Origin of the sequence: Micropruina sp. (assembly GCF_047606365.1) — a bacterium.
In the GTDB taxonomy this organism is placed as follows: Bacteria; Actinomycetota; Actinomycetes; order Propionibacteriales; family Propionibacteriaceae; genus Micropruina.
Window position 1 is genome coordinate 42,962 of sequence record NZ_JASGEN010000145.1, and the last position, 22,019, is coordinate 64,980.

At 68.8% G+C, this 22,019-nt stretch carries 19 protein-coding genes; 9 read left to right on the forward strand and 10 right to left on the reverse strand.

From position 1 onward, the window contains the following. Positions 1–32: 32 nt before the first annotated feature. On the forward strand, positions 33–1,238 hold the full coding sequence (locus tag QM624_RS16835) for a winged helix-turn-helix domain-containing protein (RefSeq protein WP_415093915.1): 1,206 nt from the start codon (positions 33–35) through the stop codon (positions 1,236–1,238). A gap of 75 nt (positions 1,239–1,313) precedes the next feature. Here the strand turns inward: QM624_RS16835 and QM624_RS16840 are convergent, their stop codons facing one another. Then, the gene (locus QM624_RS16840; RefSeq protein ID WP_415093917.1) at positions 1,314–1,715 is read right to left on the reverse strand and encodes a RidA family protein; all 402 of its coding nucleotides are present in this window, start codon (positions 1,713–1,715) and stop codon (positions 1,314–1,316) included. Further along, the gene (locus QM624_RS16845) at positions 1,712–2,476 is read right to left on the reverse strand and encodes an IclR family transcriptional regulator (RefSeq protein WP_415093919.1); all 765 of its coding nucleotides are present in this window, start codon (positions 2,474–2,476) and stop codon (positions 1,712–1,714) included. The genes QM624_RS16840 and QM624_RS16845 overlap by 4 nt, the downstream gene beginning before the upstream one ends. 150 nt (positions 2,477–2,626) lie before the next feature. On the opposite strand from QM624_RS16845, the gene QM624_RS16850 reads away from it, so the two are divergent. The 3 genes from QM624_RS16850 (at position 2,627) to QM624_RS16860 (ending at position 7,052) form a co-directional block, all read left to right on the forward strand. Then, complete coding sequence (locus QM624_RS16850; RefSeq protein ID WP_415093921.1) at positions 2,627–3,940, forward strand: amino acid deaminase; 1,314 nt, start codon at positions 2,627–2,629, stop codon at positions 3,938–3,940. Between the two features lie 9 nt (positions 3,941–3,949). After that, a complete protein-coding gene (locus QM624_RS16855) occupies positions 3,950–5,584 on the forward strand; it encodes an N-acyl-D-amino-acid deacylase family protein (protein ID WP_415093923.1) in 1,635 nt (544 codons plus the stop codon). Between the two features lie 73 nt (positions 5,585–5,657). Further along, positions 5,658–7,052: a GntP family permease gene (locus QM624_RS16860; protein WP_415093925.1), complete on the forward strand. Its 1,395-nt coding sequence runs from the start codon at positions 5,658–5,660 to the stop codon at positions 7,050–7,052. A gap of 78 nt (positions 7,053–7,130) precedes the next feature. Here QM624_RS16860 and QM624_RS16865 read toward each other — a convergent pair whose 3' ends face one another. The 3 genes from QM624_RS16865 to QM624_RS16875 form a co-directional block, all read right to left on the reverse strand. Beyond that, positions 7,131–8,597, reverse strand: coding sequence for a diacylglycerol kinase family protein (locus QM624_RS16865; RefSeq protein ID WP_415093927.1), 1,467 nt, complete (start codon positions 8,595–8,597; stop codon positions 7,131–7,133). Between the two features lie 127 nt (positions 8,598–8,724). Beyond that, on the reverse strand, positions 8,725–9,864 hold the full coding sequence (locus QM624_RS16870) for an RNA polymerase sigma factor (protein ID WP_415093929.1): 1,140 nt from the start codon (positions 9,862–9,864) through the stop codon (positions 8,725–8,727). A gap of 8 nt (positions 9,865–9,872) precedes the next feature. Beyond that, the gene (locus QM624_RS16875) at positions 9,873–10,280 is read right to left on the reverse strand and encodes a YciI family protein (RefSeq protein WP_415093931.1); all 408 of its coding nucleotides are present in this window, start codon (positions 10,278–10,280) and stop codon (positions 9,873–9,875) included. 309 nt (positions 10,281–10,589) lie between these two features. On the opposite strand from QM624_RS16875, the gene secA reads away from it, so the two are divergent. Further along, positions 10,590–13,376 (forward strand): preprotein translocase subunit SecA, encoded by a 2,787-nt coding sequence (gene secA, locus QM624_RS16880; protein WP_415093951.1) that lies wholly within the window; start codon positions 10,590–10,592, stop codon positions 13,374–13,376. Positions 13,377–13,801: 425 nt separating this feature from the next. Here the strand turns inward: secA and QM624_RS16885 are convergent, their stop codons facing one another. The 3 genes from QM624_RS16885 to QM624_RS16895 form a co-directional block, all read right to left on the reverse strand. Further along, entirely contained in the window at positions 13,802–14,311 is a 510-nt protein-coding gene (locus QM624_RS16885) for an Rv3235 family protein (protein WP_415093933.1), read from the reverse strand. Positions 14,312–14,675: 364 nt separating this feature from the next. Beyond that, on the reverse strand, positions 14,676–15,962 hold the full coding sequence (locus QM624_RS16890) for a hypothetical protein (RefSeq protein ID WP_415093935.1): 1,287 nt from the start codon (positions 15,960–15,962) through the stop codon (positions 14,676–14,678). Then, on the reverse strand, positions 15,959–16,369 hold the full coding sequence (locus QM624_RS16895) for a cupredoxin domain-containing protein (protein ID WP_415093937.1): 411 nt from the start codon (positions 16,367–16,369) through the stop codon (positions 15,959–15,961). The genes QM624_RS16890 and QM624_RS16895 overlap by 4 nt, the downstream gene beginning before the upstream one ends. Before the next feature lie 108 nt (positions 16,370–16,477). On the opposite strand from QM624_RS16895, the gene QM624_RS16900 reads away from it, so the two are divergent. From QM624_RS16900 to pruA, 4 genes are all read left to right on the forward strand, one after another. Then, entirely contained in the window at positions 16,478–17,737 is a 1,260-nt protein-coding gene (locus tag QM624_RS16900) for a wax ester/triacylglycerol synthase domain-containing protein (protein ID WP_415093939.1), read from the forward strand. Further along, positions 17,737–18,243: a DUF6912 family protein gene (locus QM624_RS16905; RefSeq protein WP_415093941.1), complete on the forward strand. Its 507-nt coding sequence runs from the start codon at positions 17,737–17,739 to the stop codon at positions 18,241–18,243. Before QM624_RS16900 ends, QM624_RS16905 begins: the two co-directional genes overlap by 1 nt. A gap of 220 nt (positions 18,244–18,463) precedes the next feature. After that, a complete protein-coding gene (locus QM624_RS16910) occupies positions 18,464–19,267 on the forward strand; it encodes a Ku protein (RefSeq protein ID WP_415093943.1) in 804 nt (267 codons plus the stop codon). 84 nt (positions 19,268–19,351) lie between these two features. Continuing rightward, the gene (pruA, locus tag QM624_RS16915; RefSeq protein ID WP_415093945.1) at positions 19,352–20,980 is read left to right on the forward strand and encodes an L-glutamate gamma-semialdehyde dehydrogenase; all 1,629 of its coding nucleotides are present in this window, start codon (positions 19,352–19,354) and stop codon (positions 20,978–20,980) included. A 123-nt stretch (positions 20,981–21,103) separates the two neighbouring features. On the opposite strand, the gene QM624_RS16920 is transcribed toward pruA, so the two are convergent. Then, a complete protein-coding gene (locus QM624_RS16920) occupies positions 21,104–21,487 on the reverse strand; it encodes a PIN domain-containing protein (protein WP_415093947.1) in 384 nt (127 codons plus the stop codon). After that, positions 21,484–21,747, reverse strand: a complete 264-nt coding sequence (locus QM624_RS16925; RefSeq protein WP_415093949.1) for a hypothetical protein — start codon at positions 21,745–21,747, stop codon at positions 21,484–21,486. Before QM624_RS16925 ends, QM624_RS16920 begins: the two co-directional genes overlap by 4 nt. Between the last annotated feature and the right edge of the window lie 272 nt (positions 21,748–22,019).

The window sequence follows — 22,019 nt, forward strand, 5'->3', positions numbered from 1 at the left end:
ATCTGTCGGTGGGGGTGGATAGCATGCGGGCCATGCCGACGTTCAGCATTGCCCAGGCGCGCCGGATCGCGCTGGCCGCCCAGGGTTTCGGACGGCCGCGGCCGTCCGGGCCGGTGACCATGCGGCAGGTGCAACAGGTGATTGACCGGGTGGCGCAGTTCCAGATCGACTCGGTGAACGTGGCGGTCCGCGCGCACTACATGCCGCTGTTCAGTCGGCTCGGTGACTACGACCGGGGCCTCCTCGACCGGGCTGCCGGACGGGCGCCGCGACGGCTGTTCGAGTACTGGGGGCATGCCGCCTGCCTGATCGACGTCGGCCTGCAACCGGCACTACGGATGGCGATGCGGCGGCGCGCCGCGGGGGAGCGGAGGGCGCTGAGCCGCATCCTGCAGGCCAAGCCTGATCTGGTCGACCGGGTGCTCGCCGACGTCGCCCAGGGCGGACCGCTGTCCGCCCGGCAGATCGAGAACGCCGAGGAACGCCGCAAGGAGCACTGGGGCTGGAACTGGTCCGAGGCGAAACACGTCCTGGAGTATCTGTTCGACAGCGGCACCGTCGGCGTCGCCGACCGCAACAGCGCTTTCGAACGGCGCTACGACGTGGCTGCGCGCGTTCTGCCACCCACGGTGCTGGCCCGGGAAGACCCGAGTGACGAAGAGTCCTACGACATGCTGGTCACCAGGGCGGCGAACGCCCTGGGTATCGCCGACCTCAAGACGCTCACCGAGTACTTCTATCTGCGCGGGGCCGCGGTGCAGGCGTCCATCGCACGGCTGGAGTCGGCAGGACTTCTCGAACCGGTCCAGGTGGCGGGGCTACCGCGACAGTTCTGGTTGGCGACCGATGCGCGGCGTCCGCGAAGACTCCAGGGACAGGCGCTGATCGCGCCGTTCGACACGCTGGTGCATCACCGGCCGCGAGTACTGGAGCTGTTCGGGGTCCATTACCGGATCGGCATCTACACCCCCGCAGCCCAGCGCGACTACGGCTATTACGTGTACCTGTTCCTCGCCGACGACGAACTGGTGGCACGCGTCGACCTCAAGGCTGAGCGGGCGCTCGGCGTCCTGCAGGTGCAATCCGCCTGGTTGGAGCCGGACGCCGAACCGCGGCGACCCGAAGTAGCGTCGCGATTGAGGGACGAGCTGCGGCTGATGGCAGGGTGGCTGGGGCTGGACGCCGTCGCGGTAGCGGATCGCGGCACGCTGGCGCGCGATCTTGCGTCGGTCTTCTGATCATCCGTCGGTCGAGCTTGTCGAGACCTCGCTTTGGTTTCGACAAGCTCAACCAACGGAAGGGGGCCGGGACGTTCAGTCGGTGACGGCGAGGGCGTCGATCTCGACGAGCATCACTTCGTGGGGGAGGTCGACGAAGACGGTGGTGCGGCCGGGCAGTTGACCGCTGGGGCAGTTCTCCTGGACGAACTCGCCGTACACCTCGTTCATCGCGGGGAAGTCTTCGCGCTTGGTCAGGTAGACGCGGAACATGATGACGTCTTCGACGGACGAGCCGCCGGCGAGCAGGATCGCCTTCACGTTCTCCAGCGTCTGCCGGGTCTGCACCCGGACGTCGCCGTCGCCGATGTAGGTGTTGCTCACCGGGTCCATCGGGCCCTGACCCGAGACCTGGAACAGGCCGCCCTTCTTCACCCCCTGGGAGAAGACGTGGGCCGGCGCGGGGGCGTCGGCGGTGAGGACGATTTCCTTGGTCATTCTTCGGTCCTTTCGATGGGGATCCAGCCGAGATCGGTGGAGATCGCCTCGGCGCAGTCTTTGATGTCGGGAATCAGGTCGTGAATGTCGCGTCCGCCCTCGAGCAGCACCGCGGGCACCGAGCAGGACACTGCGGCCACCACGCTGCCACGGGCGTCGCGCACCCCGACGGCGGCACAGTGCACGAACTCCTCGTGTTCGGCGAGGTCGACGGCCCAGCCCTGGGCCGCCACCCGGTCGAGTTCGGCGAGCAGCACGGCCGGGTCGGTGATGGTCCGCGCCGTCAGCGGACGGTAGGCGAGGCCGGCCACCACGCTCTCTCTGCGCTGCGGGGGCAGGCCGGCCAGCAGCACCTTCGACACCGCGGCGGCATGCAGCGCCGCGGTCAGGCCGATCCGGGAATACATCCGGACCGGTTGCCGTGACTCGATCTTGTCCAGGTAGGCCACGTCAGGGCCCTCGAACGCGGCCAGGTGCACGGTGTGCCCGGTCCGGACCGCCAGTTGGGTGAGATGAGGCCGGGCGATGGTCCGGATGTCGCGCTGCTCCAACGCCAACGTCGACAACTCGAAGAACCGTGGGCCGAGCGTGTACCGCTGCTGGGAGTCGCGGACGACGAAGCCCTTCTCGGCGAGGCTGTGCAGCAGCCGCATCACCGTGGTCTTGTGCACCGGCGCGTCCTGTGCGAGGTCGTCGAGTGACGCGGGTCCGAACGCGAGTTGGGCGAGCAGGTCGAGGGCGCGTCGCACGCTCTGACTCATCGGGACTCCGCTCGGCCACACCAGCACGTCTATTGACGCTGGAGGAGCCCAATGCTAGACATGGCCTCGCGAAAAATGCAATCAGCATTGCAAAATGCGCAACGCATGACGGATCTGGACGACGCGGTCTGAGAGAAGGGTGAACCAGTCATGGGCGAGGGTCAATCCCGGCGACTCGGAATAGATACGGACGCCGTGGCGCAGCTCGGCGGCGAAGTGCTCGACTGGCGGCACAAGGCCGTCCCGGCCACCCTGCACGGCCGGACGGCGGCTGAGTTCAGTTCGGGCTCGGTTCGCCTGGGTGATCTGCAAACTCCGCTGCTGACCCTGGACGACGCGGCGTTGCGTGGCAACGTCGCCAAGCTGGCGGCCTGGTGTGCCGCGCACGGCGTCGGATTGGCGCCGCACGGCAAGACCACCATGGCGCCCGCGCTCTGGGCCCAGCAGCTCACAGCCGGAGCGTGGGGAATCACGCTGGCCAACGCGGCCCAACTCAGGGTCGGGCGCCGGTTCGGGGTCGAGACGTTGATGCTGGCCAACAGCGTCACCGACCCCCAAGCGATCCGCTGGGTGGCCGACCAGGTCGCAGGCGGTGCCCGGATCAGCTCCTGGGTCGATTCGGTCGCCGGCGTCGAACACCTGCAGAGCGTGCTGGACGCCGCCGAGGCGGGTCCGCTGGAGGTGCTGGTGGAGATCGGCGGTCACGGAGGCCGGACCGGTGCCCGGGGCGCGGACGCTGCGCTCGAGGTCGCCCGCGCCATCAAGGCGGCCTCGCGGCTCCGGTTGGGCGGGGTGAGCGGTTATGAAGGCGCGCTCTCACACACCTGGGACGAGGCCGGCCTGGCGCCCGTCCGCGCCTACCTCACCGATTTCCGGCGGTTGCACGAGACCCTGGCCGCGGAGGACGCCTACGAGACCGACGAGGTGATCCTGACCGCCGGCGGCAGCGCCTACTTCGACGACGTGGTCGAGATCCTCGGCCCGCTGGCCGCGCCCGGCGTCCAGGTGCTGCTGCGCAGCGGCGCCTACGTGATCCACGACGACGGCTTCTACCGGGGCATCTCCCCGTTCTCCCGCAAGAATCCGGACGCCGAGGACGCGTTCGTCTCGGCGATGCACGGCTGGGCACGGGTCGTTTCGCGCACCGAGCCCGGGCTGGCGATCCTCGAGGGCGGCAAGCGTGACCTTCCCGTCGACGAGGGTCTGCCCGTCCCGCAGGGCATCGCCCGCGACCTGGGCCAGCCCCTGCAACCACTGACCGGTGCCCGAATCACCCAGGTCAACGACCAGCACGCCTTCATGACCTACCCGGCCGAGTTGGACGTCCGTCCCGGCGATGTGGTGCGTCTCGGCTTGTCGCACCCCTGTACCGCGCTCGACAAGTGGACACTGATGCCGGTGCTCGACACGGCCGTCGACCCCGACAACCCCGTCGTCGTCGGCACGGTCCGCACGTTCTTCTGAGGGAGAGAAATGACCAGCACGCTGATCCGCAATGTCACCGTCGTCGACGGCACCGGTGACCCCCGCTACCTGGCCGACGTCGAACTGGCCGACGGCCGAATCACCCGGATCGCCGACCCCGGCACCCTGGCCGACGCCGGCACGGCGATCGACGGCACGGGACTGGTGCTCAGCCCCGGCTTCATCGACATGCACGCCCATTCCGACCTGCAACTGCTGGTCAACCCCGACCACTACGCCAAGCTCAGCCAGGGCGTCACCACCGAACTGCTCGGCCAGGACGGCCTGTCCTATGCGCCGGTCGACGACCGCACCCTGGACGGCGTCCGCAAACAGATCGCCGGCTGGAACTCCAACCCGGACGACTTCGACTGGGACTGGCGGAGCGTGGGGGAGTACCTCGACCGGCTCGACCGTCCGGACGCCGACGGCAACCGGATCGCCACCAACGCCGCCTACCTGATCCCGCAGGGCACCCTGCGCGGACTCGTGGTCGGCTTCGACGAACGACCGGCCACCCCCGAGGAGATCGCGCGGCAACAGCAGGTCATCCGCGACAGCATGGACGAGGGTGCGATCGGCATGTCGTCCGGCCTCACCTACACCCCCGGCATGTATGCCGACACCGCAGAACTCGAGGCGCTGCTCACCACCGTCGGTGAGCTGGGCGGCTTCTACGACCCGCACCAGCGCTCCTACGGCAAGGGTGCGCTGGAGGCCTACGCCGAGATGATCGAGCTCAGCCGGGCCACCGGCTGCCCGCTGCATCTGGCCCACGCGACGATGAACTTCGGGGTCAACAAGGGCCGTGGCCCCGAGCTGCTGGCGCTGATCGACGCCGCCCGCGCCGACGGTGTCGACATCACCCTGGACACCTACCCCTACTTGCCGGGTGCCACCACGCTGGCCGCGGTGTTGCCCAGCTGGAGCGCGTCCGGGGGCATCGACGCCACCCTGGAGCGGCTGCAGAACCCGGAGACGCTGGCCCGGATCCGCCAAGCCCTCGAGGTCGACGGTTCGGACGGCTGCCACGGCGTGGTCGCCGAATGGGAGACGTTGGAGATCAGCGGCGTCCAGAACCCGGAGTTGGCCGACATCGTCGGCAAAACCGTCGAGCAGATCGCCGCCGAGCGGGGGGCCGAGCCGTTCGACACCTTCGTCGACATCCTGGTCCGCGACCGCTGCGGCACCGGCATCCTGCAGCACGTCGGCCATGAAGAGAACGTGCGGGCGATCATGGTGCACCCGGTGCACACCGGTGGAAGCGACGGGCTGCTGGTCGGCGGCAAGCCGCACCCGCGCGCCTGGGGCACCTTCCCGCGCTACCTCGGCCACTACTGCCGCGAGCTCGGACTGATGAGCCTGGAGGAGACCGTCAATCACCTCACCGGACGCCCCGCGGCCCGGCTCAAGCTGGTCGATCGCGGCCTGGTCCGCGAAGGGTACGCGGCCGATCTGGTGCTCTTCGACCCGGACACCATCGCCGACACGGCGACCTTCCCCGAGCCGCGGCAGCCCGCGGCCGGCATCAGCCACGTATTCGTTAACGGTGTCGCCGCCATCGCCGACGGCGCACCGACCGGTGCCCGGGCCGGGCGAGCCCTGCGCCGCACCGCGAAGGGGACGGCAATCGTCGACGGCTGACCCCACCCCTGATGTCCGGACGTCTCAGCCGCGCTGACCCTGCCCGGTCACCCCAACCATTGAATGGAGAAACATGGACGCCTTCCTCACCTGGCTCCGCCAGGACACGGCAGGTCTGCTGACCCTGGCCGGGCTCGGCATCGCGCTGCTGCTGTTCCTGATCATCAAGTTGAAGGTCGAACCCTTCATCGCACTCGTGGGCGTCGGCGTGCTGGTGGCGCTGGCCGGCGGCGTGAGCATTCCCGACCTGGTCGGTACCCCGATCAAGAGTTCGGACGCCCTGATCGAGAAGGGCTTCGCCGGCATCCTCGGCCACATCACCTTGATCATCGGCCTCGGTACGGTGCTCGGCGCGATCCTGGAACGATCAGGTGGCGCCGAGGTGCTGCTCGGGAAGCTGGTGGGCATCTTCGGCGAGAAGGGCACCCCGCTCGCCATGGGCATCACCGGCTTCGTGCTGGGCATTCCGGTCTTCTTCGACATCGGCATCTTCGTGCTGGCGCCGCTGATCTACGTCGCCGCCGTCCGGGGCGGGAAGTCGCTGGTGCTGTACGCGCTGCCGCTGCTGGCCGGCCTGTCGATCACCCACGCCTTCCTGCCGCCGCACCCCGGCCCCGTCGCCGCGGCGGGCCTGTTCCACGTCGAACTGGGCTGGATCATCATCATGGGCCTGGCCTGTGGCATTCCGGCCTGGTTCGTCGGCGGCATCCTGTTCGGCACCTGGATCGGCAAGCGGATCATCGTCCCGGTGCCCGAGGACCGGATCGTTCCCGAGGCCGAGGAGGCCAAGGGCCACGAGCCGAGCATCGGCGTCGTCCTGCTGGTGATCGGGCTACCGATGCTGTTGATTCTCGGCGGCACGTTCGGCAACATCTTCGCCCCCGAGGGTGCGCTGCGCGACACGCTGATCTTCTTCGGCAACCCGGGTATCGCACTGACCGTGGCCGTCCTGGTGGCGATGTGGCTGCTCGGCTTCCGGCAGGGCATGACCGCCGAGGAACTGGGCGAGTTGAGCGGCTCGTCGCTGAAGCCGGTCGGCATGATCCTGCTGGTCGTCGGCGCGGGTGCCTTCTTCGGGGCGGTGCTGGCCGCGACCGGTGTCGGCAAAGCGGTCGCCGGTACGCTTTCGGCCGCTGGCCTGCCGCTGATCGTGTCGGCCTATGTGATCGCTTGTGGCATGCGGATCGCGCAGGGTTCGGCGACGGTGGCGATCGTCACCACCGGCGGCATCCTGGCGCCGGTGCTGACCAGCGGGGAGTACTCGCAGCCGCAGCTGGCGCTGATCGTGATGGCGATCTCGGCCGGTTCGATCATCGCCAGCCACGTCAATGACGGTGGCTTCTGGATCATCGCCAAGTACTTCAACATGACGGTGAAGCAGACCCTGCAGACCTGGACGGTGCTGGAGACCGTGCTGTCGGTGGTCGGCTTCGCGATGGCGTCGATCCTGTTCCTGTTCGTCAGATAGCTGGCAGCGGAGCATCTGTTTCGGCCCGGCTCAACGCCTTTGTTGAGCCGGGCCGAACCGTGTCCGAGGCGCTCCCAGCTACTTGCCTGCGGCACCGAAGACGGTGAGCGCGCGTCGGTCGGCGCGCAGCCGCAGGATGTCGCAGGTCTCGCCCAGCTCGCCGTCCCGGGTCACCTCGGCCGGGCCGGACTGCACCTCGACGGCCAGCTCGGACGCCGTCAGCTCGTGATAGTGCCGGTTGGAGGCGAGCCGTCCGCTGGCCAGGGCGGCCAGCAGGCTGAGCCAGCCTCGTCCGCGGGGCAGGTCGAGAATCCGGACGTCGAGCAGTCCGTCGTCCAGCCGGTCACGGAAAGCAGGTGCGAAGCCGCTGGGCTGATACCGGCAGTTGCCGATGAACACCCACGACGCCCGGTAGCTGCGCCCGTCGACCCGCAGGGTGACGCTGGAGTCTTCGCGCAGGGTGCGCAGCGCGGCGTAGCAGGCCGCGAGCGGCTTGCCGATGATTCCTTCGAGGCGTTCCCGGGCCGCGACGAAATCGCTGTAGGCGCCGACGCTGGCGGTGTTGAGGAAGAGCTTGTCATTGAGGTACGCCACGTCGACGGTGGTGACCGTGCCGCGTCGGACGGCCCGGATCGCCCGATTGAGCCGGCCGACGCCGAGTGCCTTGGCGAAATGGTTGAACGTCCCGGCAGGGAAGACTGCCAGCGGGATGCCGGCCGCCATCGCCGCTTCGGCTGCTGCGGCGACCGTGCCGTCGCCCCCGGCCACCCCGAGCACCTCCGCCTCCGCTGCGGCCTTTCGCATCACCTTCGCGACGTCGTCGTTTTCGTCGAGTTCCACCACCGCGAGCTTGGGCAGTCGGCGCCGGACCTCACGCAGCACCTCGGCGCCGCCCCCGCTGTGCGAGGCCGGGTTGACCACCAGGGTCAGCCCGGCGCCCTTGGGACGAGGATCGACCTGCTCCGACGCGGGATGCGGATCGCGGTGCTCCGAGGCGGTGGGCGGCGGCACCAGGCGGCGCCCAACTGCGGCGACGCCGGCTCCCAGCAGGAAGCCGGCCGCGACGTCGGACGGATAGTGCGCACCGGTCGCCACCCGGGAGAGGCCGACCAGTCCGGCGAGGGTGGTGAGCGGGACCCGCAACGCCGGCACCTCGGTCGCCACCGCACCGGCGAAGGCTGCGGCGCTGGCGGCATGCCCGCTCGGGAACGACGTGGAGGCAGGCATCCGTCGCGCGATCCTGACCAACGGGACCCGGTCGAGCGAGGGCCGGGCGCGTCCGTTCAGCCGCTTCGCCACCTGGTTGGCGATCAGGCTGGTCGCCGCGAGGGTGGTCAGTCCGCGGACGGCGGCCCTCCGTGCCCGCTTCGACCCGGTAGCCGCGAGCAGGGCGGCGATCCCCATCCAGAGTTTCGAGTGGTCGGCCAGGCCGGTCAGCCGCGGCATCGTCCAGTCCAGGGTGTCGCTCTCGGTGTCGGCGACCGCATGGAAGAGTGCTACGTCGAGCTGGTGAAGGGTGTCGGTGCGGTGCCTGGGAATGGTCATGTCGTCCTCGATCCGCCGGACCGGACGGCCAGGCCTGGGCTTGACCCTAACCGCGGGTCACCTGTGCGTCACCCCTTCTCCGACGCTGATGCCTGGTCTGGACAGCCTTGTGATCGGGACGGTTGGCTCAGTGACCGTTGAGCCGGGCGGCCTGGCGATACAGATGGTCGCGTTCGGCACTACTGTGCGCGGCGCGCGCGGCTGCCGCGTAGCGCCGAGCGGCCTCGGCGAGGTCGCCGGCGCGTTCGTGCAGATGGGCGGCGACGGCGTCGTACCGGGGCAGTGCGGCGTCCAGGTCGGCCAGCGCCGCCAACCCGGCCCGTGCTCCGTCCGCCTCGCCGAGCGCCACCGCGCGGTTCAGCCGGACCACCGGCGAGTCGGTCAGCCGGACCAGCTCGTCGTACCACTCGACGATCTGCACCCAATCGGTCTCGGCGGTGCTCGGGGCATCGGCGTGCAGCGCCGCGATCGCGGCCTGCGCCTGGAACTCGCCCAGGGCGTCGCGAGCCAATGCGGCCTGCAGGATGTCGACGGCCTCGGCGATGGCAGTGGTGTCCCAGCGACCCCGGTCTTGGTCGGCGAGCGGCATCAGGGCGCCGTCGGCGGTGAAACGCGCGGCCCGGCGGGCATGGTGCAGCAGCATGAGCGCCAGTAGCCCGGCGATCTCGGGGTGGTCGTGCAGCGCCGCCAACTGGCGGGCCAGCCGGATCGCTTCAGCGGCCAGATCGGCGTCGTCGCTGGTGTAGCCCTCGTTGAAGATCAGGTACAGCACCCGCAGCACGGTGGCGACGTCGCCGGGCCGGTCGAACCGGACGTCGGCGACCGTGCGCTTGGCCCGGCTGATCCGCTGCGCCATCGTCGCCTCGGGCACCAGGTACGCCTGCGCGATCTGCCGGGTGGTCAGGCCGCCCACGGCACGCAGGGTCAGTGCCGCCGCCGACGACGGGGTGAGCCGCGGATGCGCGCACAGGAAATACAGCCACAGCGAGTCGTCGCCCTCGGCCACCCGGCCTGCAGGTGGCTCGTCCTCGACGCGCTCCTCGCGGCGCCGACGGGACGCATCCGCCCTGGTCGCGTCCAGGAACCGCCGCCAGGCGACGGTGATCAGCCAGCCCTTGGGGTCGCGCGGCGGGTCGTCCGGCCAGCTGCGCAACGCCTCGACCAGGGCGTCCTGGACGGCGTCCTCGGCCGCCGCGAAGTCTGCTCCGCGGCGGACGAGGATCGCCAGGACGGCCGGGATCAGGCCGCGCAGCAGGGTCTCGTCCACGTCCGGATTCAGTCGGTGACGTTCGGCGCGTGGGTCAGGAAGGGACGGACCTCCAGCCACTCATGGATCGGCTTGCCCCCGGCGCCCGGTGCCGCCGACAGTTCCCCGGCCAGCTCCACGGCGCGGTCCCAGCCGTCCACGTCGATGATCATCCAGCCGGCGATCAGGTCCTTGGTCTCGGCGAACGGACCGTCGGTGACCGGTGGCCGGCCCTCGCCGTCGTAGCGGACCCAGGCGCCCTCCGGGGCGAGCGCCTGGCCGTCGACGAACTCACCGGTGCTCTCGAGCCGGGCGGCGAAGTCGTTCATGTACTGGATGTGGTCGGTGATCTCCTGCGGCGTCCAGGACTCCATCGGCACGTCGTTGACGCCCTTCGGGGCACCCCGGTAGTGCTTGAGCAGCAGGTACTTGGCCATCGTGACTCCTCGGTTCGGTGCCGACCATTGTGGTCGGCTCTACACCGGGGACGGAGCCGCTCACGGTTTCTCGACATCGTTGGCGCAAAGTTCTCCGACCGGAACGCTCAGGTTCCCGGGACGCGGTACGCGGGGACGGTTCTTTTCGTACCGCTTGCGCCGAAAGCGGAACGAAAAGAACCGTCGCCACGGTCCACCGGAGGCCCGGCCGAGGGCTGCGGCGACCCTGCGCGTCTGGTGTCGGCCGAGCACACTAAGATGGCGCGCGACTGTCATCGACCAGGAAGCGTTGAAACCACCGTGGGTGTTCTGGACAAGCTGCTGCACATGGGCGACGGGCGCAAGCTCAAAGAGTTGCGCAAGGTCGCCGATCAGGTGGCCATGATCGAACCCGACTTCGAGGCGATGAGCGACGAGGAGCTGCGCGGTCAGACCGACGAGTTCCGCAAGCGCCTTGAGGACGGCGAGAGCCTCGACGCGATCCTGCCGGAGGCGTTCGCCACCGTCCGCGAGGCCACCAGGCGGGTGCTCGGCAAACGCCCCTACGACGTCCAGGTGATGGGCGGCGTGGCGCTGCACCGAGCGAACATCGCCGAGATGAAGACCGGTGAGGGCAAGACCATCGTCGCCCTGATGCCGTCCTACCTGAACGCGCTGACCGGCAAGGGCGTGCACATCGTCACGGTCAACGACTACCTGGCCAAGTACCAGTCCGAGCAGATGGGTCGCGTGCACCACTTCCTCGGTCTCGAGGTGGGCGTGATCCTGGCGCACATGACGCCGGCCGAGCGGCGCAAGCAGTACGCCGCCGACATCACCTACGGCACCAACAACGAGTTCGGTTTCGACTACCTGCGCGACAACATGGCGCTCTCGCTCGAGGACTGCGTGCAGCGCGGCCACCACTACGCGATCGTCGACGAGGTCGACTCGATCCTGGTCGACGAGGCCCGGACGCCGCTGATCATCTCGGGCCCGGCCGAGGACAACCACCAGTGGTACCCGGAGTTCGCCAAGATCGCCGAGCGGCTGACCCGCGACACCCACTACGAGGTCGACGAGAAGAAGCGCACCGTGGCGATTCTCGAAGAGGGCATCACCGAGGTGGAGAACCGGCTCGGTATCGAGAACCTCTACGAGAGCGTCAACACGCCGCTGATCTCCTACCTGAACAACGCCATCAAGGCGAAGGAACTGTTCAAGAAGGACAAGGACTACGTCATCCTAGACGGCGAAGTGCTGATCGTCGACGAGCACACCGGCCGCACCCTGATCGGACGCCGCTACAACGAGGGCCTGCACCAGGCGCTCGAGGCGAAGGAGAAGGTCGAGATCAAGGACGAGTACCAGACGCTCGCCACGATCACCCTGCAGAACTACTTCCGGATGTACGACAAGCTCGCCGGCATGACCGGCACGGCCAAGACCGAAGAGAGCGAGTTCCAGAAGATCTACGGCCTGGGTGTGCTGCCGATCGAGACCAACAAGCCGATGATCCGGGTCGACGGCAAGGACTTGATCTACCGCACCGAGGCGGCCAAATTCGCCGCGGTGGTCGAAGACGTCGCCGAGCGGCACGAGAAGGGCCAGCCGATCCTGATCGGCACGGCGTCCGTCGCCAAATCCGAGATCCTGTCGAAGCTGCTGAAGAAGGCCGGCGTCAAGCACGAGGTGCTGAACGCGAAGAACCACGCCCGTGAGGCCGCCATCATCGCGATGGCCGGACGCAAGGGTGCGGTGACCGTGGCCACCAACATGGCCGGACGAGGCACCGACATCATCCTCGGTGGCAACTCCGAGTTCATGGCCGACGCCGCGCTGCGCGCCAAGGGACTCGATCCGGTCGAGCACCCCGACGAGTACGAGGCGGCCTGGGCCGAGGCCATCGAAGAGATCGAGAAGCAGGTCGCGGCCGAGCATGACGAGGTGGTGGAGCTCGGCGGTCTGTACGTGGTGGGCTCCGAGCGGCACGAGTCGCGGCGCATCGACAACCAGCTGCGTGGTCGTTCCGGACGTCAGGGCGACCCGGGTGAGAGCCGGTTCTACCTGAGCCTCGAGGACGACCTGATGCGGCTGTTCAAGTCCGACATCATCAACTGGGTGATGGTGGCGCTGAAGGTGCCCGACGACGTCCCGATCGAGAACAAGCGGGTCAGCAGCTCCATCCAGCAGGCCCAGGAGCAGGTCGAGGCGCAGAACTTCGAGATGCGCAAGAACGTGCTCAAGTACGACGACGTGATGAACCGGCAGCGGCACGCCATCTACGGCGACCGGCGCCGGGTGCTCGAGGGTGCCGACGTCGAGACGCAGCTGCGCGGCACCGTCGACTCGGTCGTCGGGCAGTATGTGCGGGCCAACACCGAAGGCTTCGTCGAGGAGTGGGACCTGGAGCAGCTCTGGACCCAGGTCGGCACGCTGTACCCGGTCGGCCTGGACCGCTCCGAGTACGAGGGTGTCGAGATGACCCCGGACGAGCTGGTCGAGGACTTCAAGGCCGATGCTCAGGCCGCCTACGACCGCCGCGAGGAGGAGCTCGGCGAGGAGACCATGCGCGAGCTGGAGCGCCAGGTGCTGCTCACCGTGCTCGACCGCAAGTGGCGTGAACACCTCTACGAGATGGACTACCTGCGCGAGGGCATCGGGCTGCGCGCCATGGCGCAGCGCGACCCGCTGGTCGAGTACCAGCGCGAGGGCGGCGACATGTTCAACGCCATGATGGAGGCCTTCATGGAGGAGGTCGTCGGCTTCCTGTTCAACCTCGAGGTCAACGTGCAGCAGCCGAGTGTCGGCCTGCAGACCGACCCGACCGGCGTCCCGATGTCGGCCGAGGTGATGGAGGAGCTGATCGGCGCGACCGCCGATGAGGAAGAGCCGGAAGCCGAAGAGCCGAAGGCCCGTCCCGTGGTGAAGGCCAAGGGCCTCGGCGAGCGCCAGCAGCGTCCGATGGCCTACTCGGCCCCCTCCGAGACCGGCGAGGCCGTGAGCAGCCGCGAGGAAGACGACGACCCGTACGCCGGCGTCGGCCGGAACGCCCCCTGCCCCTGTGGCTCGGGCAAGAAGTACAAGCTCTGCCACGGACGCGGCCGCCGCGGCTGAGCACCACTCGTCATCCCGGGCTCGCCCCGGGATCTCGTCGATCCACCCTCGGTGACCGCGGGGACGGTTCTTTCGGTCACCGGGGACGGTCCCTTTGGTCACCGGGGACGGTTCTTTCGGTCACCTCGCCGCCGTTGGTCGAGCTTGTCGAGACCCTTCTGTGGTCGGGTCGTGGTGGTCGGGTTTGGTTCCGCGGAGTGGGCTGCACCCCGTCCCGCCCGTGCGCAGCTCGCCACTTCTGCTTTCGTCTTTCAGACCGTGGGCGGGGGGCTCGCGCGCTTTACGCCCGACCTACCCGGACGGGGTGCAGCCCACTCCGCTTTCCGGTTGAGTCCCCGCCGGGCCAACCGTTGGTCGAGCTTGTCGAGACCTGATTCGGGCGCCGTTGGTCGTGTGCCTGCCGACCAGTTCGCGCGGAATGGAAACTATGAGACTGACCTCGGTTGGCTGCGTTGGATCGCCGCGTCGTCCAGGGCGACTTCGAGGTCGGTGAGGAGCCAGCGTCCGTCCGGGTGACGGGCGATCCGGAGTGCGACGGCTCGGGATTCCTCGCCCAGAGTGAGCCGGGCGGATGCCTCGATCGAGTCGTCAGCGGGTCGGGTGATCTGCGTGGAGGTCAATCGCAGGTGGGGGAGGGCGCCGGCTTCGTGTAGCCGTCCGAGTAGCTCGAACACCGCGTCTTCGCAGTGCGGCTCGAGGTGAGCGAGCGGACGGCGTCCGCGCAGCACCTCGACGACTGCGGCGATCATCGCGGTGACCCTGCGGCGGACGGCGTCCGACACCTCGGGAAGCGATGGCGGCAACGGACGCGGAGGCTCTGCCCACGGCACCAGCGGATCTTGAGCGGACGTGCTCGGCAGCACCGGTTCGATCACCCGCACCGCGGGCGCCAGCGCGAGTGGCGCGCGAGTCAGGACGGCAACTGCGGAGGGCATCCCTTACTGTCGCCCGGCTTGGCGCCGGGTGGGCGGGCGCCGGCGGAAATTGTGGATAACTCGCGGGATTCGTGACATGAGATCCCGGGCCGAGCCTGGGATGACGGGGACCCGGCAGGGCAGATTGGGCCGGGTTGGCTGCGAGGGGTCTCGACAAGCTCGACCAGCGGTGGTCCCGTCATCCCTGCGGACGCCGGCGTCTCTGGGGTGGGTCTCGACGCGTGCGGCCCGCGGTGGTTCCGTCATCTCGGCGGATGCCGGCGTCTCTGGGGTGGGTCTCGACGCGTGCGGCCCGCGGTGGTTCCGTCATCCCGGCGAACGCCGGGATCCCTGTGGTGATCTCGACAAGGATGACCAGCGGCGGTCAGGGGGAGAAGAGCAGCAGAAGGCCCGCGCAGGTGTAGCCGACCATCAGCACCAGCATGGGGAGCTGGCCGACGATCACTCGTTTGCCCTGCAGCACCACCAGGGACTCATCGTGGGCGAGCAGCACACCCAGCAGGTGCCCGACGACGATGGCGGTGAGCTGGATGACGGCCACCACGTCGGGGTAGTCGAAGATGCCGGTGTTGACCCCGAGTTCCGCCGTGCCGAAGACGTTCCAGCCGAGGCCGAGAGGATCGGAGGCCAGGATCGCCGTCCGCTGGCCCTCGATCACCAGCAGGCTCAGGTAGTGCGCGAACGAGTAGCCGATGACGATCGGCACCAGGCTCGCCGCGGCGGTGTCGGACCAGCCGGACGCCGTGGCCCGTGCCGCCATGGCGAACGCCGCTCCGACCAGCAGGGTCATGCCGATCAGCCCCGCGGTGCCCCACCACTCCCTGGGCAGGGTCGACGTCTGTACCCAGCCGACCCAGCCGGTGGTGTTGGTGAAGCTGTCGTAGGCGGTGATGCCCAACAGCGTGCAGTTCACCCAGGCGGCGCCGCGCGGGACGACCGCGGTCGCGGCATGCCGAAGCGGGTTGGTGAGGTGAATCACACCGTCGATGCGCTGCCACGGCGACAGCGTGGCGACCCGTTCGGCGAACACTTCGAACGGGTCGGTGGCGGCGATCCACCGCTCACCGAACAGCACCGCGCCACCGAGGGTCAGCACCAGCCAGGCGATCGTCCACCAGCGCAGCACGCCCAGGGTGTTGTTGTCGGGTTGGACCAGTTCCAGCCAGGCGAACCCCAGCAGGGTCACCACCCCGGGCAGGACGCCGATCCGCCGCCAGGTGGCCTCGCGCAGCGGCCGCACCGGGGCACGGACGGCGAGCACCAGCCTGGCCAACGTCCGTAGCGGGTTCGCCCGCCGCCAGACCGGTCCGAACAGCAGCGAGACCGGCACCAGCCCCACCCAGACCCAGACGAAGACGAAACCGAAGATCGGGTTCGTCACCAGGTCCTGGCCGAACCACAGCGCCAGCGCCATCCAGCCGAACACCGCCAGCACGACGATGCGGACGCCGGCGCGGGCGGCTGGGCGGTCGACCAACCGGGTCAATCCGGGCAGCGCCAGTCCGGACGGTCGGGTGTAACGCGGACGCCGCCAGGCGACGATCAGCACCGCGAACGACACCACCAGGGCCAGCGCGGCACCGAGCAGGACGAACTCGAAGGGCAGCGGCAGGTCCTGTCGCGAGCCGAGTCCGTGCAGCGGCAGTCTCACCGGATCTGCAGGACGGCGATCAGCAGCTCGGGATGATGGGACTCCACTTCGTACCGGCCGGTGCGGTCGGCGGTCATCTCGACCGTGAGGTGCTGGCCCGCCTTCACCTCGATCTCCTTGTCGAAGCCGTGCACATGCACTTCGTCGTCGCGGTCGGAAGTGATGTCGAGGACGAACGTCTCACCCTTGGTCAGGTTGATCCTGCTGCCGTTGGGCGACACCTTGCCGTCGGCGAGCTTGATGGTGATGGTCGTCACACCGGGGGTGGGGGCCGTGCTCGGGCTGGCCAGCGTGGGGCTGCTGGACGCCGTCGCGGACGCCGGTGTCACCAGCGGCGAACTGCTGGCGCTCGGGGTCGACGCGGGAGCACCGGCACAACCGGCGGCAAGTACGAGAAGAGCGGCCACGGGAAGGATTCTGCGCACCCGCCGATTCTTGCACGCGCACGCGGGCCGTCCACGAAACGCACGAAGTAGGCTGACCGGACGAGTCGGCGACAGCAAGGAGAAGGGCACGTGGCGGCTTCCGTGAGCAGGACCGAGGCACAACTGCTCGCCCGCGACCAACCGGCGCAACCCTGGCACCAGCTGAGCGTCCTGGTGGTGGACGGCCGGCCGCCCGCGGCGTCCGAACTGGGTCGGCTGATCGCACAACGCATCGGCTACGCGCCGCGCTTCCGGCAGAAACTCGCCGGCACCGGGCTGCAGGCCTGGGTGGACGACCGTGGCTTCAACATCGCCGGCCATCTGCACAGCGTCACCCTGCCGTCCGGTACGACCATCGAAGGCTGGCTCGCTGAGCAACTCGCCGTCCCGTTGGATCGGCTGCACCCGTTGTGGGACGCCACGATTCTGACCGGCCTGGTCGGGGGATCGTGGGCGCTGGTGGTGCGGGCGCATCCGGCGTTGATCGACGGCGCGGACAACGTTCATCTGCTGCATGAGCTGCTCGACGAGCAGCCCACCCCGATCAGCGCGGACGTGCCCGACTGGCGGCCGTCCGAGGACGAGGCGGCGCCCGGGTTCGCCGGACTGCTGCGCAACGTGACTGATCCGCTGCGTGCCGTCCGAGAGGCCGCCGCAGGCCTCGGCGGGTTGGCCGAGTACGGCGTCCGGCAGGTGACGACGGTGCCGGAGCCGCGGCATGTGGCCGCGGTGGAATGCCCGCTGGCCGACCTGGCCGCGATCGCCCGCGCCGTCGGCTGCACCGTGCACGACGTGATCGTGGCGCTGGCGACCGCCGGCGTCCGGGGCTGGCAGGTGGCCGGTGACAAGCCGTTACACGATCCGGTGGCGCTCATCCCGCTGGCGGTCGACGACGGCGGCACCAGCGCCCTGGGCTGCCAGGTGGCACCTCAGTACGTGCAGCTGCCGGTCACCACGATCACCGCCCGCGAACGGCTGATCGCCATCGCCACCCTCACCCAGGCCCGGATCGACTCCGACCGGCTGGTTCCGGTGGCCCAGTTGACCGATCTGGCCGGCTTCCCGCCACCCAGCACCCACGCGGTCGCCGCCGCCACCGTGACGAGCGGGCGTCCGCATCAGGTACTGATCGCCAACGTGCCAGGACCGGCCACCCCGCGCTGGCTGGGGGAGCGGCGGGTCCGCGCGCTGCACGCGTTCGCCTCCACCGTCGACGACCAGCAGGTCAGCGTCGGCGTCAGCAGCCTGGACGGCCGCGTCACTTTCGCCGCCAGCGCGATCGCTCCGCTGCCGACCTTCGCCCGCGACCTCGTCGACGAACTGGGCGTGCTGCGGCGAGAGGTCCGCTGATGCTGGTCTTCGTGCCGCTCACCGCGGCGGAACTAACCGCGTGGGCCGACAGTGGACGGCATCGGCCGCCGTCCGGCTACGCAGTCACCCCCTCGCTACGGTCCTCCTTCGGATTCGACCCGGCCGACGACGAGGACGCCGAACACACCGTCCTGCACATCGCCGGACTGGCATCACTGCTGCGGGGCGGACGGCGGCTGGTCGCGGTCGTCGAGACGTCCGGAAGGCCGGTAGCCGGCGCCGAGTTCGGCGAGGTGAGTGTCGGCGTCCTCGGTTTCGATGCAGTGACGGCCCTGTTCGCCGATGAGTCGCCGGCATCTGCCGAGGCACTGGCGGCGCTCGTCGGCGGGCGGACCCTGGCCGTGGCCTGGGATGATCCTGCGGTGGCGGAGTTCCTCGCTGACAACGAGTTGTTGTGGCATGGCCCGACCGAGTGGAAGTCGCTGGTGGCGGGCGTGGCACCGAGCTCGCCCCGGGGGATCGCGGGCCAGCCTACGGAGCCGTGACCAGGTCGCTCGCGTCATCCCGGACTTGATCCGGGATCTCGGGTGACCAGGGACCAGTCGTGAGATCCCGGATCAAGTCCGGGATGACGAAGGCGTGCGCTGGGATGACGAGACCGACGAAGGAGCCTGGCACGACGCCTTCAACCCGATGGGTGCTGGTGTGACTTGGGGGAATGCGGCACGCTAGGGAGGTCCACAGCGGCAGTCCTAGGAGGCGGTCATGCCACGATCCATCTGGAAGGGCGCGATCTCGTTCGGCCTGATCAGCATTCCGGTCAAGGTGTACGGCGCCACCGAGACCAAGGATCTGTCGTTCCGGCAGGTGCATCCCGAGGACGGCGGGCGGATCAAGTACAAGCGGGTCTGCGACGTGTGCGGCAAGGAGATTCCTTACACCGAGATCGCCAAGGGCTATGAAACCGGTGATGGCCGCATGGTGATCCTCGAGGCGGAGGACTTCGACAACCTGCCGCTGCCCACCACCAAGGCGGTCGAGGTCGTTCAGTTCGTCGACACCGATGAGGTCGACCCCACCTACTTCGAGCGCACCTACTTCCTGGAGGCCGACGGGCCCGGAGCCAAGCCGTACGTGCTGCTCCGTCGCGCACTGGCCGACGCCGGCAAGGCGGCTCTGGTGAAGGTGGCGCTGCGGTCCCGCGAGTCGCTGGCGCTGATCCGGGCTAAGGACGACCTGCTGCTGATGCACACCATGCTGTGGCCCGACGAGTTGCGGGACGGCTCGTTCGCGGCGCCGTCCGATGATGTCAAGGTGTCGGACGCCGAAGTCGACATGGCGCGGATGTTCATCGACCAGCTCACCGGTGATTTCGATCCGACCCAGTTCACCGACGTCTATCGCGAGGCGCTGGAGTCGGTGGTGCAGGCGAAGCTGGCGGGTGCTCCCGCTCCGGAGGTGACCGAGGAGGCGCCGGCCCAGGCCGAGGTGGTCGACCTGGTAGCGGCATTGCGCGCGTCGGTCGAAGCTGCCAAGAAGCGACGGGAAGAAGCCGCGAAAGCAGGGTGATTCGCGAGAAATCATCTCGCATGGCTGCGACTGCTCGCGAAATGTTCTTGACCTCGCCAATGGCGCTTGCGATAGTCTCGTGCCGTGGATGCTATCACCCGTGTGCCCGTGCCGGTGAACGAGCCGGTCAAGAGCTATGCCCCCGGCAGCGCTGAGCGCGCCGAACTCGATGCCGCGCTGACCGAGCTGACTGCCGCGCCGCTGGAACTGAACGGAACCTTCGGTGCCGAGCGCCGTCCCGGACGCGGTGACGACCGCTACGAGGTCACCATGCCGTCCGATCACGGCCAGGTGCTGGGCGTGGTCAAGCAGGCCAATCACGCCGACGTCGAGCAGGCCGTGGCCGCCGCCACCGGTGCCGCGCGCGGCTGGGCCGACATGCCCTTCGACCAGCGCGCGGCGATCTTCCTGCGCGCCGCCGACCTGATCGCCGGGCCGTTCCGGGCCCGGATCAACGCCGCGACCATGCTGGGCCAGGGCAAGACGGTGCAGCAGGCCGAGATCGACTCCGCCTGCGAGCTGATCGACTTCCTGCGGTTCAACGCGCACTTCGCGCAGGAGATCTACGCCAACCAGCCGCAGAACAGCCCCGGCGTGTGGAACCGGATGGACTACCGCCCGCTGGAGGGCTTCGTCTACGCGATCACGCCGTTCAACTTCACCGCGATCGCCGGCAACCTGCCGACCTCGGCGGCACTGATGGGCAACCCGGTGCTGTGGAAGCCGGCGCTCACCCAGATGCTCGCCGCTTCGGTGTTCGTCGACGTGCTGCAGGCCGCAGGCCTGCCTGACGGTGTGATCAACCTGGTGCCCGGCCACGGCAAGGAGGTCTCCGACGTCGCACTGGCGCATCCTGACCTGGCCGGCATTCACTTCACCGGCTCCACCCGCGTGTTCCAGGGCCTGTGGGCCGAGGTCGGCGCCAACATCGCCAACTACCGCTCCTACCCGCGGATCGTCGGTGAGACCGGCGGCAAGGACTTCGTGCTCGCCCACGCCAGCGCCGACCCCGAGGTGGTCAAGACCGCACTGATCCGCGGCGCCTTCGAGTACTCCGGCCAGAAGTGCTCGGCCGCCTCCCGCGCCTACCTGCCGCGCAGCCTGTGGAACGCGATCTCCGACGACCTGATCGCGCAGGTCGAGGAACTCAAGGTGGGTGACGTCCGCGACTTCAGCAACTTCACCTCCGCGGTGATCGACGAGCGCGCCTTCGACAAGCTGTCGGCCGCGATCGACGCCGTCAAGGCCAGCTCGGACGCCGAGATCGTCGCCGGCGGCAGCTACGACCGCAGCGAGGGCTGGTTCATCCGTCCCACCCTGGCGGTCTCGGACAACCCCAAGCAGGACATCTTCGTCACCGAGTACTTCGGTCCGCTGCTCGGCATCTTCGTCTACGACGACGCCGACTACGACAAGGTGCTCGACCTGGTCGACACCGCGTCCGCGTACGCCCTGACCGGATCGATCCTGGCCACCGACCGGACGGCGATCGAACTCGCCCAGAACAAGCTGCGGTACACGGCCGGCAACTTCTACATCAACGACAAGCCGACCGGTGCGGTCGTCGGCCAGCAGCCGTTCGGCGGCGCGCGGGCGTCCGGCACCAACGACAAGGCCGGCTCGCTATGGAACCTGATGCGCTGGGTGAGCCCCCGCGCCATCAAGGAGACCCTGGTGCCGCCGACGTCCACCGGCTACCCGCACATGCTCTGAGCCGTCGCCGCCGGCCGACTGGGCCCGCCGGATCGAACGTTGCCCCCTTTCGGCGTCATTGCCCCGGTTCAAACCGGGGCAATGAACCCAAAGCGGGGCACCGTCGCGGTGACCCATGGATGTCTACATCACGACCAGTTCGAGGGTCGGATCGAGTCGTTGGAGATCGCCGGGGTCGCTGGTGAGTACACGAGTCTGCGAGCGTCGGGCGCAGACGACGACGTGGGCATCGGCGATATCGCTGGTGCCGGACGCGGCGAGCAGCCTGCCCACGTGGGTCGCGTCGACCCGATCCAGCGGCACGACGTGGGTGCGCGGTTGTCGGAGCAGCCGGGTGAGCCGCGCCTGCTTTGCCGGGTCGCGGATGGCTTGGGCGAGCGCACTGCCGGGCACGATCACTTGCTGGCCGGTCTCGTTCGCCCGGGCCAATAGGACAACGATCCGGCGGTCGTTCCGGTCGAGTTGAATCAGCGGACCCGCGTCCAAGGTGACTCCGGAACTGCTCATGCGGCCGTGCCGGGGTTGCTTTCGGTGATGCCGAGGATTTGATCCGCCCAGTGGCGCTCTTCGGGTGTCATGGCGCCCCCGGTCTCGTCCAGGGCATGGGCCAGCGTCGTTCCCCAGCCGGTCACGTCATCAAGGGCGACGCGGACGGCGTGCTGCACGAAACCCGACACGCTGTCTGCCCGGCCGTCCGAAACAAGTGCGCGGATCGCTGCGACCGAGTCGGTCGGTATCGTCACGGTGACCTTCTGGGTGGCTGCCATACTGATCACCATACCGTTGGCAATAGGCGAGGGAAAGGTGTGGCCCACTCGTCCGCTGTCGGGGTCGAGTCTGCTTGCCCGCCGAGTTCGTCCGACCAGGACAAGCTCGATAAACGGGTGGGGTCAACCGTTGAGTGACCAAAGAACCGTCCCCACGGTCACCGGGGACGGTTCCCTTGGGGTCACCGGGGACGGTTCCTTTGGTCACCGGGGACGGTTCCCTTGGTCACCGGGGACGGTTCCCTTGGTCACCGGGGACGGTTCCCTTGGTC